Source organism: Shewanella psychromarinicola (assembly GCF_003855155.1).
Taxonomy (GTDB): Bacteria; Pseudomonadota; Gammaproteobacteria; order Enterobacterales; family Shewanellaceae; genus Shewanella; species Shewanella psychromarinicola.
Window position 1 is genome coordinate 4075616 of the sequence record NZ_CP034073.1, and the last position, 18959, is coordinate 4094574.

Genomic DNA, 18959 nt, shown 5'->3' on the forward strand with positions numbered 1-18959 from the left:
ATTATGTTCTTGGTGGCGGCGGAGCCAACACTTCACGATTACCGTTGTGGCCTTGAGCCGTCACAATACCTTGTCCTTCCATCATTTCAATAATCCGGGCGGCGCGGTTGTAACCAATTTTAAATTTACGTTGTACGCTCGAAATAGAACCTCGGCGTGTTTCGGTCACAAATGCCACCGCATCATCATATAATGCATCGAGCTCTTCTTCACTATCTGAGGTTTCACCGGGTAACAATACTTGCTCACCATCAGTGGCGCCATTAAGAATTTCTTCAATATATTGCGGCTTACCACGAGCACACCAGTCGGCAACCACTTTATGTACTTCATGGTCATCAATAAATGCACCGTGAACCCGATTTGGCAACCCCGTTCCTGGCGGTAAATATAACATATCACCCATGCCTAAGAGGGTTTCTGCACCCTGTTGATCAAGAATGGTACGAGAGTCAATACGTGATGATACTTGGAAGGCTATACGGGTCGGAATGTTAGCTTTAATCAAGCCGGTGATCACATCAACTGATGGACGCTGTGTCGCTAAAATTAAATGGATCCCTGCAGCACGAGCCTTTTGCGCAATACGCGCTATCAGTTCTTCTACTTTTTTACCGACAATCATGATCATGTCAGCAAATTCATCGACCACCACCACAATAGAGGGCAGCTTTTCTAACGGTGGCGCCTCGTCCTGCATACTTCCAGATGACTTCCATAATGGATCGGGAATGTACTCCCCTTTTGCCGCCGCATCTTTAATTTTGATGTTGTAACCTTTAAGGTTACGCACACCTAATGCTGACATTAACTTGTAACGACGTTCCATTTCACCCACACACCAACGCAATGCATTAGCCGCTTCCTTCATGTCGGTAACCACTTCACAGAGTAAATGCGGAATACCTTCATATACTGACAATTCGAGCATTTTAGGATCAATCATAATAAAGCGGACATCATCTGGGCCCGATTTATACAATAAACTGGTGATCATCGCATTCACACCTACTGACTTACCAGAACCTGTGGTTCCTGCAACCAATAGATGAGGCATCTTGCCTAAATCAACCACAACCGGCTCGCCAGCAATGTCTTGACCTAACACCATAGACAATGTCGATTTGCTATTTTTAAAGACCTCAGAATCAAGTACATCACGCATAAATACGGTTTCACGGAATTTATTAGGTAACTCTAAACCTACGTAAGCTTTGCCTGGAATAACTTCCACAACACGCACGTTTTCCGATAATAGTGAACGGGCTAAATCTTTTGATAGATTGGTAATTTTAGACGCTTTAACCCCTGGAGCTAATTCAAGTTCAAAGCGAGTGATCACAGGGCCTGGATAAACCCCCACTACATTAGCGATGATGTTAAAATCGGCCAGTTTTATTTCAACCAATCGTGCTACTTGTTGTAATTCTGCTTCACTGATTGGATTTTTCTTACGATCAGGGACGTCGAGTAAGGTAATACTCGGTAAAGGATCCATTTTTTGACGAGTTTGCTGAGGCCCTTGACCATCAATCATCACGACGCCATCAACAATTTTAGCTTCTTTTTTCGGTTTTTGTTGTGCGACTAATGCCGCTGCCGAATGAGGCTTATTAGCGACTTCCTTAGATGGCTCATCCTCCATATTCAGGTTATTGACTTCATCATCAATGTTGAAGTCAATATCATCTTTAGTCGCTACCCAAGGAGCAAAATGAGTATCGTCATTATCGACTTGCATCGACGGTTCTTGTCGAACATCAATATCAAGATCTTCATCATCAATGTCTGACACGGTAATATCTTCAGTGGGTTTAGCCTTACGACTAAAAAAGCTGCGTTTCTTTTCAACAACAGGTGGACTCACTGCTGCTGGCTTAACGTGAATAGGTGCTGGGATAGACTTCTTTGGTTGATCCTGTGATGGATCATTTTGTTGATCAATTTCATTGCGACGTTGGGTAAACTTATCAACTAATGACATAAAACCTTTAGTATCTTCGGTCTCACGTTCACGTTTTAATAATCGAGGCAGTGTCCATAATTTCTTTGCGCACCAAATAGAACCTAATCCGGTTAACTCAATAATAGTCAACCAACTAATCCCTGTTGCTAAGGTGAAACCGGCACCAATAAAACACATCAATAGCAATGTGGTACCTAGCTTATTAAAGTACGGCAGCATGGCTTGACCAATCACATCACCAGCAACGCCACCAGCGGAAAACACAAACATATCGTCGGCATTCATACTGACCAGTGCAGCCAAAGCCAGCAGCATCAAAATAAACCCGATAATTCTTAGTCCAACTGAAAAATAATCTATTTCGAACAATCGATGGGCACGATTAAAAATAAACCAACCTGTGGTGGCAATCATAATAGGAATTAAAAAGGCGATGAACCCAAAAAAATAAAACAACACGTCCGCAGTCCAAGCTCCGACAGCGCCGGTCCAGTTATGAATTTCACCTTGAAAATGCGACTGGCTCCAGCCTGGGTCACTTGGATTGAAACTGGATAACGCCAATAGAATATATGTTGCAACCATGCAACATAAAATAAGGCCACCTTCGAGCAATCGTTGAAGACCGCTGAGTGTTTTTAGACTATTTTCCTGAGTCAAACGAAAGCTTCCATAAAAAGTGAAAAATAAGGGTTAAGATAACAGAATATCACTGTATTTGCAGTGATTATGCACCTTGATTGAATCAAGCTCAATCGATTGTAATGCCGAATTAATCCTGAAACTGAAAAGCGATGGGGTTTAGTCTCAAGTTGATGATTTTATATTCGAAAATGTGTAGGTTGAATATCAAGGGTGACGTTCACCCCCCATAAGTGACGACAGATTTATCACTGAGACGCTAAAGATTTGGCTGCAAATGAAACGCTACTATTTAACCTAAGTTGTACAGTGCAACTTTATTGGTTTGCTTCACTTCTTCCATGACGACATAAGTACGAGTATCTGATATTGATGGCAGTTTCAATAAGGTTTCACCTAATAATCGTCTATATGCAGACATATCTGACACACGAGTCTTTAATAAGTAGTCAAAATCACCAGAGACTAAATGGCACTCTTGAATATCATCAAGTAATTGTACTGCACGATTAAAACGGTCAAAAATATCTGGAGTATCACGATTAAGGGTGATCTCAACAAACACTAATAAAGACGCACCGAGAAAATGCGGATTCACCAATGCGGTATACCCATTTATAAACCCCTGTTTTTCAAGCCTTTTAACTCTTTCCAAACAGGGTGTAGGACTTAACCCTACTCGTTTTGATAGCTCAACATTTGAAATGCGACCATCCAGTTGAAGTTCATTTAATATATTGCGATCAATACGGTCTAAATCATTCACTGAAAAGCTTTTACTATTTACCATATATTTAACCTTGTTTTGTCCTTAAAACAATATTTATATCTATTAAAGGAGCAACTTCAGCAGCATAATCTGCTTAAGCAGCACTATACTAGAGTCCCCTGGAATAAGCACGTTCAGGTCACAATTAATAACAACTAAACCCACTTAACGTGGGTTTTATGTCAATCGAGGCTCAAAGATGATTATTGGTGTTCCAACAGAAATCAAAAACCACGAATACCGTGTAGGCATGGTACCTTCAAGCGTACGCGAATTAACAATAAAAGGTCACGATGTTTTTGTTCAATCAGATGCGGGCGTTGGTATTGGATTTACCGATCAAGACTATACTGATGCAGGCGCCTCGATTTTAGCTACTGCAGCTGAAGTGTTTGCTAAATCAGACATGATTGTAAAAGTAAAAGAGCCACAAACAGTTGAACGTGCAATGCTACGTCACGACCAGATTTTGTTTACTTACCTTCACCTTGCACCTGATTTACCACAAACAGAAGAGCTAATGACCAGCGGTGCTGTTTGTATTGCTTACGAAACCGTAACCGATGATCGTGGCGGCTTACCTTTACTCGCACCAATGTCAGAAGTGGCTGGTCGTATGTCAATTCAAGCTGGAGCTCGCGCGCTTGAGAAATCATTGGGTGGCCGAGGCATGCTGTTAGGCGGTGTGCCTGGTGTTGAACCAGCAAAAGTGGTCATTATCGGCGGCGGTATGGTCGGTACTAACGCTGCGCAAATGGCCGTTGGTATGGGTGCTGATGTGGTGGTATTAGATCGCAGCATCGATGCTTTACGTCGTTTAAATATTCAGTTTGGTTCTGCGGTTAAAGCGGTTTACTCAACAGCTGATGCGATAGAACGTCATGTTTTAGAAGCTGATCTTGTAATTGGTGGTGTATTAGTACCGGGTGCTGCGGCGCCAAAATTAATCACTAAAGACATGGTCAAGCGTATGAAACCTGGTAGTGCAATTGTTGACGTCGCTATTGACCAAGGTGGCTGTGTAGAAACATCACACGCAACCACTCACCAAGATCCAACTTACATTGTTGATGATGTTGTCCATTATTGCGTGGCTAACATGCCTGGCGCGGTTGCACGTACTTCTACGTTTGCATTGAACAACGCAACCCTTCCTTACATTATTAAGTTAGCCAACCAAGGTTACAAACAAGCATTATTAAATGACAAACATTTATTAAACGGCTTAAATGTTATCCACGGTAAATTGGTTTGTAAAGAAGTGGCTGAAGCATTAAACCTTCAGTTCACTGAACCAAAAAGTATGCTTAACTAAGTTTACTTAATTCAATAAAAATGCCGCATTAACCAATGCGGCATTTTTTATCTCCAAGACTAACCTTATCAATATGGATTTAATCTATAACTTCACCCCCTTCTGTTCAAGGCGGTTGAGGTTTTATCCGATGATTATGATGCTGGAATCAATTCAGATTACTTGGCTAACAAATCAAAAAAGGCTTCTTGTGGCATAGGTTTATAAAAGTAATAACCTTGTACCGCTTCAATATCTTGTTGCTTAATATAATCAAGCTCAACTTGGGTTTCGACCCCTTCGACGACAATCGCCAGGTCTAACGCCCGGCTCATGCTAACAATCGCTTCAATGAGTGCTTTATGACGCGGACCCGATGATATTTTTTGAATAAATGATTTATCAATTTTTATTTGATCCACTGGGAAATTGGCCAAATAAGATAATGAGGAATACCCCGTACCAAAGTCGTCGACTGAAATTTGCATACCCCGATGTCTAAGCTCAGTCAGTAATTGATTAATAGTCTCTTGCTGCTTCATCATTAATGATTCAGTTATTTCAAGGGTAATCAATGAGTAAGGAAACTCATCCAAACCAAGCTTTTGTTGTATCACATCAAAATAGGCTAAAAACCGCTGCTGTAAATCCGGGGTCCAAAATTCTATGGTAGAAACATTAATGGATAGTGGAATGGCAAGATGACGTTTTTGCAATGCCACGACAGTGGTAAGCGCTTGCATTCTAACCCATTCACCGATTTGAACAATGAGGCCGGACTCTTCAGCAATAGGAATAAATTCATCTGGCGAAATAAATTGACCATCATGTACCCAACGCAATAATACTTCCGCTTTAATGATTTGACCACTAAATGGATTCACAATCGGTTGATAATATAGCTCGAATTCATCTTGGCTTAGTGCCGTTTTGAGGTATAAGTGAAGTTCAGCATTTCGTTCTGCATCTTTTTGTATTTGCTGATTAAAAAACTGCAGGCAATTACGCCCTTGGGCTTTAGCATTATACATGGCTTGAGTAGCGCAATTTAATATTTGTTCAACATTATCTGCATCATAAGGAAATCGAGCGAGACCAGTACTCATTGATAGCATCATATCTTGACTACCAACAATAAAATGTTTTTTCAGTTCATCAGTTAGATTATTAAACAAGCTAATCAATGACTCTGTAGACATTTTACCTGGCAAAACTAAGGCAAATTCATCGGCCGCAATACGTGCAATGAGAACATTCTCGGGGATAACACTCAATAAACGCTGGGCCACAAATTTTAGTACCAGATCACCGTTATCATGTCCGATCGTGTCGTTAATTTGCTTAAAATGATCGATGTCCATCAACATTAAATTAAATTCTTGCTTACAACCATTTACGTTGTTATTTGAATCTATCATGGTTTGTAACGTATTGAATAAATACTTTCGATTAGATAATCCGGTCAATTGATCATAGTTTGTTTGAAAATTAATTAATTTTTCAGCATTTTTACGAGCTGAAATATCAGTAATCAGCCATGCGAAACAATTTTGTTGAGTAAAGCTATCTCTAATAACCGTCACGGTAAGAGCAATATCAATAATATCATTATCGCTTTTAAGGCCTTTCAACTCCCCTTGCCAAGCCTGCCCTCGGTTTAAATTTTCAAATAAATCAGCAACCACATGATGCTGAGAATGGCTTAAAAAACGATGAACATCAAAGAGTTTCAGGTTTGAATAATAGGTAGATGTTAGCGATTTAAAAATGGGATTAACGGATAAGACTGAGTTGTCTTCAGTGGTGATCACAAGCGCGATGGGCAGGCTGTTAAAAATTTGCCGACTTAACCGTTCAATGTACATTCCACGACTTCGATCAATGGCTAAACTTGCCAAACGTGCCGCTTCTTGTATTAGGTATAAATCTTGCTCTGATGGCGATTTAACCGTGTCATAGTACATGGCGAAAGTGCCCAATACCTTTTGATTACTGTCTTTTATAGGCTCAGACCAACACGCTTTCAATCCCGCTTTTAATAGTAATGCTTTATAATCTTTCCAATTAGGATGATGCTCGATATCTTCAACAATGACACTTTCACACGTAAATGCTGCAGCCCCACAAGAACCAATATTGGGACCAATTTCGATGCCATTTATAGCATTATTATATTCTTCAGGAAGATTAGGAGCCGCACCCGATAATAGCCGTTTACCGTCATCACTGAGTAAAAGTACTGATGCCCGAGTTCCTATTTTTTGTGCTTCAATCAACAAGACTAAGTCATGAAGTATTTCGCCTAACGGAAGGCCCTGCAATACCATATCAAGTATTGTACTGTAGCGTTCAACACTTGATTCACGAAAAGAATGTTGGTTGATCTCTTCCATGAAGTGATTAATATCTGTCCCTATATCCATAACGCTCCATCATCACGGCAAATGCTTAAAAATACATTTTCTAATGTAACTATTAGATTATGCATTTATAAGAACTTTATCAACGATTTATTATGAATTTGTTAAAAAAGTGCCTTTTATCAGTAAATAATTATCCATAAAAAAAAACAGTGCAGAAGATTTGCACTGTTTTTTGTTATCTACCATCAATATGATGACTCTAAAAATCAATAGCCATGAATAACTATTCAGCTATACGTTCCATTTTAGCTAAATAGAAACCATCAAATCCACGTTCTGAAACCAAGATGTTTTCATCCTCGATAAGCGTAAACTGCGGGTTTTCAGCGAGAAACGCATCGATTTGATGACGGTTTTCTTCTGGCATAATAGAGCATGTCGCATAAATGAGCATTCCGCCAACTTTGACCATACGGCAGTAACTCTGCAAAATATGCTTTTGCAATTCAACCAGCACCGGCAAACGCTCCGGCGTATCACGCCATTTAGAATCAGGATTACGTTTTAACACCCCAAGTCCCGAACAAGGCACATCTAATAACACTCGATCGGCCGATAATTTCAGACGTTTAATGGTTTTAGAGCTAGCGATAATCCGCGTTTCAACATTATGTGCGCCAGCGCGTTTAGCCCGAGTTTTAAGGTTATCGAGTTTCCATTGCTCAACATCCATCGCAAGCAAACGACCTTTACCTTGCATTTGTGCTGCAATATGTAAGGTTTTACCACCCGCACCCGCACAAGCATCGACAACCCGCATTCCTGGTTTGGCACCCACAGCGTCAGCAACCAATTGTGAACCCGCATCTTGCTGTTCAAACCAGCCGTCTTTAAATGCATCGGTTCGAAATAGTGCTGAGTCTGATGTAACCTCAATAGCAGAAGCAACATCACTTACCACTACGGCAGTTACGCCTTCTTTTTTAAGTCTTTCAATAAGGGATTCGCGATTACATTTCAGTTCATTCACGCGTAAATAACGCTTTGGCTGCTCTGCTAGTGCTGCACGTTCAGCGGGCCATTTATCACCTAACTGTGCTTGACCTATGATTTCTAACCATTCTGGACAGCCATCCCATAGCACAGGGTCTGTTTTTGCTTGTTCAAGATTAGCACTAAATGCCGCCTGCTCAATTTGCAATGAATACTGCATTTTAGGTAAATCTAAGCCATGAAAAACATGCCAACCATTGAGTAATTTAGATCCTAAACGATCAAACTCTTCCGGTTTAATATCAACCAGAAAACAATATAAGTTTAAGCGACGTAAAATATCGCCAGTGACTTGCGTGATCCGTGCTTGCTCTGATGGGTTAAGGGTTAAACCAGAAAAATGCTCTGAATAGGCTCTATCTAATGGTTTTCCTCGGGTTAACACCATGGTTAGTACATTTAATACCAACTCTGATGAACTGCCTGACAACGGATAAGTCAACATGGGGGCTCTCTATCTAATATAACAATCAATTTAAAAACGTGCTGATCATAGGGATTAAAGCTGTTGATAGCAAGGCCATATCAGGCTTTACTCCTCACTTTGACAGCATAAACTAGCCAATCATTCTACGTTTATAGGTTTTTCTGTGAATGAGATTTTGTAACATCAAGCGCACTTAATACGCTGAATTTAACCCGTCCCCTTTCACAACTGCGTGATGTTATGTTCACTAATGCAAAGCATAAAAAAAGCGGCCCGAAAGCCGCTGATGATTAATCCTAAATATCGATTAGTCTTTTCCACTCAACCAGTCTGTATAAGACTGACCCTCAACCTGGGCAAACTCATCCATTCCTAGTAGTAAACCAAACCGACCTTGTTTAAAAGGGAGGTAAGTTGCATCCTTGAAAGGTATCGCCATCAATGTGCGGTAGTCAGGGTAATGCTTTGCTGCTGGCGGAATGGTTTTAGGCCAAACAGGATCTTGGGCGAAATTATAATGCCGATAAAAAGGCAAGCCGTCTTCTTCGCGTAAGGCATCCAATAAATAGCGTTTATTGCGTAATACCCGCTGGTTTTTCGACATCCTATTTCGTATGGAAGGGACTCCACCAAAAGCACATAAGGCTCTGGCTTGGCGGTATCGATTAACAACACCTTATACTGTAATTGGCACTGGTCGGTACCCACAAAATCGGCGCTACAGAGCAAGTCATATTGGTAGGCATACACCGGCTCATCAATATTAAAGCCCATTTCAGCCATAAAGTCGATTGTTAACATGGGGGTTAAACTCACCCTTTGTACTTGCTCTGCATGGTAAGGCGTGTCACTAAAACCCAAGCTTGTTAAACGCTGCCCAATAATGGCAAACACATCTTTAGCACTGCTAGGCAGCGGGCAGATAAAACTATCAAACCACACAGAGAGCTCTACTCTTTGATTTTCAGGATCGTCAAGAAGCACCTCATCATTCATGATAAAATCCAACCAAGCTAGATCGCTATCCTGCGATGCTAGTTGCCAAAAATCGGTTAGCTCTGGGAGTTGGAAGCCATACTCGCTACTATTTATTTAGTTATATATTTACTGACTCTTATTTAGCCACTCTATCTCTTAATTCTATAGACATATCAGGATCATTAATTGCATCAATAATATCTTGCGCCAATTTTGGATTGGTGGCCATGTTGAGTTCAGATTATCAGTCAAATATTCTGACGTTAAATTCAATTTTGATATTCACTGGGACATTTAGCTGAATCAGTAAAATCAGCAATCGAATTTACAAATAAAACTCCAATTTCCTCTATAAGCCAGTGCTCATTTTCAGCAACATATTTTATATTGAAGGATATTGGCATGTTCTCATTATCGAATCCATTAATAGATAAGCACCCGACTTTCTCATTTATTTTTTCAAAGTGTGATTTCTGCTTAAACATGTACTTTTTAAAGAGTAATTGTTCAGTTATTTCAGACTCATCTACGTTCAAATTTTTTATTAAATTTGAACTAAAAAAATCAGATTGCAACTTGTGTAGGTTATCAACACTCACAGATTGATCGTATCGATAATAGCTTGAATATAATAGTCCATTATTCATTTTTACTGCACATGCAGAAAAAAACAATAGCAAAAACAAAGTAATTGATCTCATATTATCTTCCCATTATGCTTTCTAATTCAGCTTCATAAGCCCTATTTCGACCTTTAAGAGCTCTCGCTGCTGAGCATAATAAACCTGAACATGAAGTGATAAGTTCTTCTAAATCAAAATCACCATTAACAGTTAAACTTATGACTGCTAAGTTTACTGTTGCACTATATCCAATATTCATTTCACCTTTATTTTCAAAGCTAATACTAATACGCTTGACCTTAATACCTATTTTCTCAAGAGTTGGTGTCCCGCTGAATGTTAATACACCAGCATTTCCGCTTAAGGTAGCCGTTCCACTCTGATCAACAGTAAGCTTAAAACTTCCTTTTTCAGCCATTATTTTTGTTGTTAAACCTTTATCTTTCGAATATGACGCTTCAATTAATTTAGCAACCGTAATTTTGACTTCAGCTCTAGTCATGCTCATAGTAAAAAACTCCTTTTAAGACACTATTTTTGTTTAGTGTTTATAGTTTCATCTTTAATGGTGTTAATGGTTAGGTAAAAAATCAACCTTAATGTGGATGAAGCTTTCTAATTTTACCCTATCGAAATAGCAAAACAATTATCAATTAGTATGTGATTATCTAAATATGCCGCTCGTTTTTGAAGTACTAATCCTAATTAAATGTTACCCCAATCCAATTCACGCTGTTTGAGCCAAGCAGCATCCTTGCTTAACCACACTTCTTTTGCTAATGCTAATTTTGCCATCTTATTTTACTCCTCAAGCGCTGGGATATTGTCGAGATCGGCGACACGCTGAATATCTTTTTTGTCATGTAAAAAATGCAATGCTAAAGATGCCATCTATGAATACTTGATAAAAGATTCGACATCTTTATCAAAACGGGTAACGTCCACGCTTTCAGGTTAATGGTAGTTAAAGCTGATAGCTGACAGCCGAACCGCGTGCAGCAATCTCCTTAAAAAGTAACCTAGTCTTCCATCCATTCAGGTAGAGGTAACTGCTTAAGCATTGTTTCTATTTCTTCCACCGCATCTTGTGGAATATAAAGCACGGTAAAGGCATCTTCACCATAAATGGTATACAGCCTTTGCGGGCAACGCTGCGCTGACAAGGCTAACATTTTATCGCCTACATCACTGGGCACCCAGTCTGAAGCGTATATATCGTTAATAACCAGCGTTATTTGCTCACCTGAGTCATCAAAAACAGCGGTGGCGGTTTGCCATTCATCGTCAGACTCTACACTGACAAGGGTGATGTCTTTGTCACTAATCAAGGATAAGTAATCATCGATAACATCTGCAAGGTAGTCACTTGGTGGGCAACCTTGTTCACCAAGGGCCATAGTGCCCGCAGGCGCTAAAGCAAACACCAGAAAATCATTAAGCTCAAATGAGTCATCAAACGCTCCTTCTGTTACATTTTCGTCATCCAATGCTAATTGATATTTATTAGCCCATGCCACAACATCCTGACTGCTTAACTTTGACATCTATTTTCCTTAATATTGCTATAAAATAGGCACTAACGCGTTACGTTTCCGCTTATCTCTCTTCAATAACGCTTATGGCACATGCTTAATCGCTGGGGCTGACAATCCATTCCCAACTGACCTTAATATGCGCTTTACGATTACCCGATGCGGTGCTCGACGCTTTCGCCCAATGGGATACTCGGTCCACTAACATATCGAGCATTGGCTCACATGCTAACTTCATGGCAGTAGACCCATGAATGGTTAACTGAATTTGCCCATTAAATTTTCTGTTTTTTTCTTTATTGGTCCAAATTTGTGAGCCATAGCGGGCGGCAATACGTTTGGTGTCAATTTCGGCAAAGCGAATTAAATCATCCACCCTGTTGTTTGAATGCTCATCGGCGTGTATCACTAACTGATAATACTCTGCCTTTTTATCAATCACATGGTGGAGGACTTCGCGCTCGGGGCCTTTTTCTATCTCAATGGTACAGTCGCTTGTGAGTGTCTTAGGGTCAATGACCATTACCCCTGAATCAACTAAATGAAACGCTTGGTCATCACTAAAAATGGAGATGTAACTTTTTCCATTAAGATGAAAGCATCCCGTAGCAGCGCGAAATTGATAGCCTTTTTTAAGCTGGTGTGGCCCGCTAAATAACCTACCATCCATTTGGTAGATGTGCAGTTGATTACCGCCATTACCGGTAAAATACAGATAATGACCGTCGGTCCATAAGCGGCTTTCACTGCGGGGTTGACCTAAAAAACCACCTGTTTCGCTAAAAACCGTCTCCATATCCATAATGTTATAGGGGCTAGCAAACTGCAGCGTGATAGCGCCGCTGGCGGCATCTAAGATAAAACCATGAAGGTCAGTACCCACAATGATTGAATTTTCGTGATGCATCACACTCATCACTGGGTTATCAAAAGTATGTGTCCATAGGGTATTGCCGCTGTCTAAGCACACCAGATTAACGGTATCGCCTGCCCAGGGTTGAAGGCTACTAGGCTCTTCGCGAAAAGACACATAAATTAAATAATTATCAGCAAAAAAACGACTGCGCTGAAAACCTGTAGCTTGAGAGTCATCACACTTTATTGTCCAGCGCTCAGACAGGTCATCTGAAAGCGCGATAATTTGACGAGACTCTTTTACATAAAGCCGCCCATTATGCTTAACGGCATAACCATCATAGTTAAAGATGCGCTCTTCTTGTGTCTTCTTGTTTATTACTTGCCAATAGATATCGTAATCATCATTCTCTATCAGGGTTATATCAAAATCGTTGGAAATAATTATATTAAAACCTTCTGATTCTCTTGCCAGTAACTCTGGTTTCTCAACCAATTTAAATTGATGATTTAAGTGATAACTCTTGTTATAACTTTGATGATCAGTACCAAAGTAAATGACCGGCACATCATCAAGCACATTGATAAAATAAGCACCAATGTCGTATTTTATTATTTTATATTCATCGACATAATTAATGATGCCACAATGTTGATTGGTATGAATATATATAACTGAGTCTGATTCATAAAATCTATTAGAAAACTCAAGGCTCGGAATTAAATTAATACTCATATTGCTTTTACCTCAACGATTTTAGACGTGTTTTCAGTTAATTCTTTAATAAACTTTTTCCATAACAAAAAAATCAGGCCAGCCATTATAAAACAATAACATAATGTACTTTCGAGATGTGCTCAAGCAAGATTGTGAAGGTTCGTTGCTAGAAGGCCGATATGTTATAAGTTTATGGCCGTAGATTGAAAAATGAACCAATTTCCTTCAATAATAGTGATTTTTAGCCACTATGATCCAACCCATTAGAGGATTAAGCTGATTTGGAAGACGTGGTTATTGAAAGGAGTTTTAGATTAGCCAGCTTTTAAATGCTGGCAACAACTGGCAAAGTGTCGTCGCCGTTTTTCTAGATGTTCACAATAGCTAGTGAGTTCTTGAAGTGTACCCACTGGCCCGTGAAATAGCTTTCCAAACTCAGTGGTGAGTTTGAGCCAATGATCCTGAGGGATATTCAATCTTGTGAGTAACTTAGCACTACTAACATTGATAGCGCCACGCTTGTCATCTCGAATAATACGTCCAGTATCATCGACCAGTTCAAGATAATCTTGTAGTGAAAATGCAATGCCTTTAGGTTGATTTTTACGTTCATTGCCAATGAAAGGCAGTAAATTTTTGGGTTGTTCGCCTTTCAAAGCAGCCTTAATTCGCAATTGAATGCTGGTATGGTCTGATTGCTCTGGGTTGTCAGCCATCTTGGCTCTGATAGGATTGAGGTCAACATATGCCATGCAGGCCAATACTGCTACTTCATCAAGCAGGGCCTGAGATTTAAACCTGCCCTCCCAGAAACGCCCTGTACAGTTATCTTCTTGATTTGCTTGTCTTGCTATTGGCTCATTAAGACAGCGCATGAACCAGGAGATATCACACAACCTGCTTCGATAAGTCGCGATGGTGTGTTTTAACCTGAGCACATCATGGGCTTCAACTAACTCACCTTTAACAAACTTTTGGGTTAGCTCATCACCTTTAAACAGCTTATGCCACTGCTCAAGTACTTCTCTGTCAGTCCAATGATTTGCGGTTTCGATATCGATACGTAACACCACGTGTAGATGGTTTGACATCACAGCAAAGGCGGCTACATCAATAGAGAAAACATCAATTAATTCACATAATAGTGATTCTACCCAACCACGTCGATGATCGTAATTTCGACCAGAAAATTTATCATCACCACACAGGAAAGCGCGCCGTACCACACGGCTACAGCAATGGTAAAATGGCGTGTCTTCAACACTAATCTGAGTTCTACGAGGGCGTGGCATAACAAGCTCCAACATCGATAACTTTCTTGAGTTTAGTAGAAGCTTCTAAATCACGCTATTTATCGTGGATGTCCTCATTTAGTTAAAGCAATGCCATAATGGCCATCCGCTAGCTACATTCGACCCCCCCCCATCCACCTTGTACAAAAGTGTACCTCTCAGCGCTAAATTACATCACTTATGAGTATTGATATAACATTGTTAAATCTTCATTATTTGCCATGAAATATCCTTCCATGAATTCATTATTTATGGATGATGTTTTAAAGCTTATCAATAGCGTTCAAATTAATGGAGTATGTAAATGGAATTAACAAACAAGTGGCAACTATCTATCGTTGCTATAGCACTTTCTTTTGTATTAACTGGCTGTGACTCATCTTCCGAGGATGAGGTGATTCAAAACATTGCACCGTTAATATCTGCTAGCGCTGTTGTCACTGCAATTGAAGATAGTGAATACCTGTATCAGCTAACCGTTACCGATCCAGACGATGCCAATGACGGTACGAATTTAACATTCACATTAACCAATCCGCCAGATGGCATGACCATTAACAATACAGGTCTAATTTCATGGACGCCGCTTGAAGGTGTATTAACGTCTGGCACTGTGAGTGTCACAGTCCGTGATGGCGGTGAAGATGAAGCGCAACAAGCTGTACAGGATTTTGATGTCATAGTGACCCCTGTCAACGATGCACCTTTTGTGTCTGCTATCGCAGCGCAAAGTATTGATTCTGGATCAACATTTACTTACCAATTATTAGTCTCTGATGTAGACGATACTGATACTGAAAATGACATTAGCTTTGAGCTAGTCGCCGGACCAACGGGTTTATCGATTAGTCCTTCAGGCTTAATGAGTTATACATCTTCCGTATTAGAAACAATATCAACCGACATTTCTGTACAAGTTACTGACGGTGGTGAAGATGGCGTTGCTCCAGTTCAAGTTAGTTTCAATTTAAATGAAAAGTATTTTTATACTATTTCTGGCACCACAATTAACTATTTTAATGGCGAAGTTATCCCGGATAGTGTTGTGAGTTTGTCTAATGGCAACCTAGTTGTTAATACGACAACCTCTGATGCAGAAGGATTATTCACATCTAAAATTCAAGATATCCAATTAAGTGACCGATTGACTCTTGTTGCCGATGCATCGGATTATTCAGAAGCTGCGTTGAGCATTTCAAGAAATGAGTTAACCCAAGAGCACAATTTACTATTACAACCAGTCCATGCATCTATTAGTTTTGATGCGACTCAAGTCTCTGAGCTAGCTGTTGATGGTAATGTGCTTGTTACCTTACCTGAAAACAGCCTTGTCGACTTGAACGGTAACCTTGTGTCCTCTGCAGTTGTAGCTGAACTAACGGTCATTAACCCGGCTATTGATATTGAAATGATGCCAGGTGATATGCTCACAACAAACAGTGCTAACGAAATTGTGCCAATAGAATCATTTGGTGCTATTACAGTCAGTTTTGTTGATAGTGCAGGTAACAAGCTACAACTCGCTCCAAACAAAGTCGCGCAGATTAAAATACCTGTTGCAGGTACTAATCCCCCCGCGACGATACCGCTTTATTATTTCGACACCACGTCAGGTTTATGGATTGAAGAAGGTGAAGCACTATTATTTTCAGTCAACGATGAATCATTTTATCAAGGTAATGTTAGTCATTTCACTACTTGGAATGCTGATATGATTTACGACACCATTATAGTAAATGGTTGTGTGGAAGACGAAGATGGTAATTTATTAAATGGTGCTCGCGTTATTTCAGACGGACGTGATTACTTGGGGCGCTCACTCACATTCTCTATCGATGATGGCACATTTAGCATCCCGGTTAAGAGTCATTCTACCGTTTTACTTGGTGCAACAATCGAATTTCAAAGCCGTACATCTATTATTAACACTTTTGAAGAGGACATCACCTTAGCTGAGTGTTTAGTGCTATCTGAAGCGTTAACCAAAATAACCTTGAACTGGGGTGAAGCACCCCGAGATTTAGACTCACATCTCTATATCACTGATGCTGAAGGTAATGAAAGCCATGTGTATTATGCCAATTCAGAAGTCACTATTAATGAAACCATCATCTATTTAGATGTTGATGATATAACAAGTTATGGGCCTGAAGTGATTTCTATTCCTCAATTTCCTGTTGAAGGTAGTTACGATTATTACGTAAAGAATTTTTCTGACTCACCAGACATTAACCCAGCGACAACACGCGTTGAATTTATATTTAATAATGAACAACATATATTTAGCCCTCCAACAGATGGTATTACAAAATGGTGGCATGTAGCTAAAATTGAAAAAGATGCTGATGGTCAGTTATTGTTCGCTGCCATCAATGAATGGAGCGAAGAACCGCAGTCGGTGACTGTGCAATCATCACAAAGACAGCAATCAGTTGTTCCAATCAAAAAAATTGAATCAATTGTTAAAGGCATGATTAATAGCAAGTATTACGATAATCATACCAAGTAAATAGCGAGAGGGATTAAGTTAACACTTAATCCCTTTTTTATTCATTATTTAGTTTGTTACTGTCTTTAATGAATTTATCCACTTTACCTTTCTCAAACCTCATCGCCTTCCTCAAACTAGCTTCATTTTTCTCGATTACCTATTCCTGCAGCACCATCAGGGTAATCGGCCGCCCTAGCGTCAAAAGACCATCGGGTACAACAAAATTTTTCTATATTCAGCTGGACGAGGTCTTTAAATAGCCATTTTATGAAGTAACAAGATAACCCCCTTTTTATTTGAGTTGCCAACACCTACGCTCAATTACTGATGAGATGATTTCAACCCAAAAGTCTATGCATTCGGCAATTAATCGCCATAAAATGACTTATAAGCTAAATCTATCACAGCAGAAAAGCTTGTTATTTATCAAGTAGTATATGGGGATGTGGGATTAAGAATACGTGCATCAACCCAGACCTAATTTGATGAGCGGCTCGAAGTAAGGTGTACTTGTGCATTGATTATAAATTTAATGGTTGAAGTAATTGTTTACGTTTTAAGCAATTTTCAACAGTGTCAATGTACCTCCATTCCTATAGATTAAAAGGTATTTGAAGATCGACAAACAACCACTAAAGAGACGAGGAGCATATACCTTGGTTGTAAATTAATACTCTTCTTTTATATGAGAAAGCAAGGTGGCGATATTACAATATGAATATCCGACGAGAGGCGTTTTAGTCACGTCCCTGTGTTGTGTTGTGTTGTGTTGTCTGATCGATAGATTTTTGAACTTATCTAAGCTCACTTGTGGGCGGTTTAACGGCGAGTATGTCGCAGGGGAGTTGATTAATCAGCAGTTCAGGAATATGGCCTTTAATTGAGTGGATTAACCCTGTGTGCTCGGCCGCTCCCATGATGACCATATTCACATCGAGTTGATGGGCCTTGATGGGAATAGCATCTTCAGGTAAGCCATGAGCTATGTGACAGTGATATTTTTCAGACAGTAAATCTGCCACTGCGTGATTAAGAATGCTTTGCTGGTTTGCTTGTTGTGACAACATTGAATGAGCATGGGCCCTATCTTCGGTTTCAAAGGCTATACTGTAATTGTCAGCCAAAAAACAATTAATGAAGTGTAAATCATTATTGATGCTGTCTGCTATACCTTTAGATTCATGAATAATGTGATGATTAAAAGCTTGATGGCAATCTTGAGTGTGATTAATGTCTAAGGCGGTCAGCACGTGCCCTTGGGTCTGCCATTGACTGCTATTAACAAACATTACGGGTACCAAGGTTTCTCTTAATAAGTGCCATTCGTCAGCAGAAATTAACTCAGAAATAATGGAGTGATAACGTTTATGAGGCAATACCACAAGATCATAATGTTCTTGTTTTAGTTGATTTAGCACTGCGCGATAAATGGTGCTCGATTGGCAACTGATTTGTTTGCTTGGGTATTTGAGAACTTGCTCTAATCCTTTGGTTGTCAATGTTCGTTTTGACTTAGGTTCAATTACACAGCTTCTTTCTAATAGACGTTTCAACAGGCTAGTTTGGGTAAGCTTTACGGTTAGCAATGTGAGTTTTGCGCGTGATCTACTGGCTAAGATAACGGCTTTGTGAAATGAGCTATTCAGTAGGTTTGGTGTTTCTGTAACAGCTAATATGTGCTCATATGGGTACATGGTAGCGGCCTCCATCGTAATGGTATTAGACCTGTACAATCCTAGTTTAACAGAGGCATTTTCGCCTCATACTTCAGTATTAGTGGATCTCACCCTGACACAGAAAGATTGATTGACACTAACTGAGGGGGCTTTATAGTGAATAGTTAAGCCATCGAACCGGAGTAAAATCAAACATCTACATAATTGTTGCGACCATATTTATTGTTACAATTTTTATCCCACCTTGACCATAAATATTTGCGCCGCAAATGAAGCCAGC

At 39.8% G+C, this 18959-nt stretch carries 13 protein-coding genes; 2 read left to right on the forward strand and 11 right to left on the reverse strand.

Annotation, left to right across the window (positions count from 1 at the left end; genetic code table 11):
* Position 1: 1 nt before the first annotated feature.
* Positions 2 to 2626 carry a DNA translocase FtsK gene (locus EGC80_RS17795; protein WP_124011626.1) on the reverse strand — a complete coding sequence of 875 codons (2625 nt, stop codon included), beginning with the start codon at positions 2624 to 2626 and terminating at the stop codon, positions 2 to 4.
* Between the two features lie 274 nt (positions 2627 to 2900).
* Positions 2901 to 3398, reverse strand: coding sequence for a leucine-responsive transcriptional regulator Lrp (gene lrp, locus EGC80_RS17800; RefSeq protein ID WP_101031886.1), 498 nt, complete (start codon positions 3396 to 3398; stop codon positions 2901 to 2903).
* Positions 3399 to 3576: 178 nt separating this feature from the next.
* On the opposite strand from lrp, the gene ald reads away from it, so the two are divergent.
* Positions 3577 to 4692 carry an alanine dehydrogenase gene (gene ald / locus EGC80_RS17805; RefSeq protein WP_101031887.1) on the forward strand — a complete coding sequence of 372 codons (1116 nt, stop codon included), beginning with the start codon at positions 3577 to 3579 and terminating at the stop codon, positions 4690 to 4692.
* A 158-nt stretch (positions 4693 to 4850) separates the two neighbouring features.
* On the opposite strand, the gene EGC80_RS17810 is transcribed toward ald, so the two are convergent.
* The 8 genes from EGC80_RS17810 to EGC80_RS17845 form a co-directional block, all read right to left on the reverse strand.
* On the reverse strand, positions 4851 to 7094 hold the full coding sequence (locus tag EGC80_RS17810; protein ID WP_124011627.1) for a bifunctional diguanylate cyclase/phosphodiesterase: 2244 nt from the start codon (positions 7092 to 7094) through the stop codon (positions 4851 to 4853).
* A gap of 223 nt (positions 7095 to 7317) precedes the next feature.
* Complete coding sequence (locus EGC80_RS17815; protein WP_124011628.1) at positions 7318 to 8532, reverse strand: RsmB/NOP family class I SAM-dependent RNA methyltransferase; 1215 nt, start codon at positions 8530 to 8532, stop codon at positions 7318 to 7320.
* A 420-nt stretch (positions 8533 to 8952) separates the two neighbouring features.
* Entirely contained in the window at positions 8953 to 9510 is a 558-nt protein-coding gene (locus EGC80_RS17820) for a hypothetical protein (protein WP_124011629.1), read from the reverse strand.
* Between the two features lie 251 nt (positions 9511 to 9761).
* On the reverse strand, positions 9762 to 10193 hold the full coding sequence (locus tag EGC80_RS17825; protein ID WP_124011630.1) for a hypothetical protein: 432 nt from the start codon (positions 10191 to 10193) through the stop codon (positions 9762 to 9764).
* 1 nt (position 10194) lies between these two features.
* Positions 10195 to 10623 (reverse strand): hypothetical protein, encoded by a 429-nt coding sequence (locus EGC80_RS17830; protein WP_123778305.1) that lies wholly within the window; start codon positions 10621 to 10623, stop codon positions 10195 to 10197.
* 511 nt (positions 10624 to 11134) lie between these two features.
* Positions 11135 to 11659, reverse strand: a complete 525-nt coding sequence (locus EGC80_RS17835) for a hypothetical protein (protein ID WP_124011631.1) — start codon at positions 11657 to 11659, stop codon at positions 11135 to 11137.
* 85 nt (positions 11660 to 11744) lie between these two features.
* A complete protein-coding gene (locus EGC80_RS17840) occupies positions 11745 to 13238 on the reverse strand; it encodes a hypothetical protein (protein WP_124011632.1) in 1494 nt (497 codons plus the stop codon).
* A 296-nt stretch (positions 13239 to 13534) separates the two neighbouring features.
* Positions 13535 to 14512, reverse strand: coding sequence for a transposase (locus tag EGC80_RS17845; protein WP_124011633.1), 978 nt, complete (start codon positions 14510 to 14512; stop codon positions 13535 to 13537).
* Between the two features lie 304 nt (positions 14513 to 14816).
* Here EGC80_RS17845 and EGC80_RS17850 point away from each other — a divergent pair, with 304 nt between their 5' ends.
* A complete protein-coding gene (locus EGC80_RS17850; protein WP_124011634.1) occupies positions 14817 to 17021 on the forward strand; it encodes a YfaP family protein in 2205 nt (734 codons plus the stop codon).
* Positions 17022 to 17797: 776 nt separating this feature from the next.
* Here the strand turns inward: EGC80_RS17850 and EGC80_RS17855 are convergent.
* Positions 17798 to 18697 carry a universal stress protein gene (locus EGC80_RS17855; RefSeq protein WP_164839493.1) on the reverse strand — a complete coding sequence of 300 codons (900 nt, stop codon included), beginning with the start codon at positions 18695 to 18697 and terminating at the stop codon, positions 17798 to 17800.
* Between the last annotated feature and the right edge of the window lie 262 nt (positions 18698 to 18959).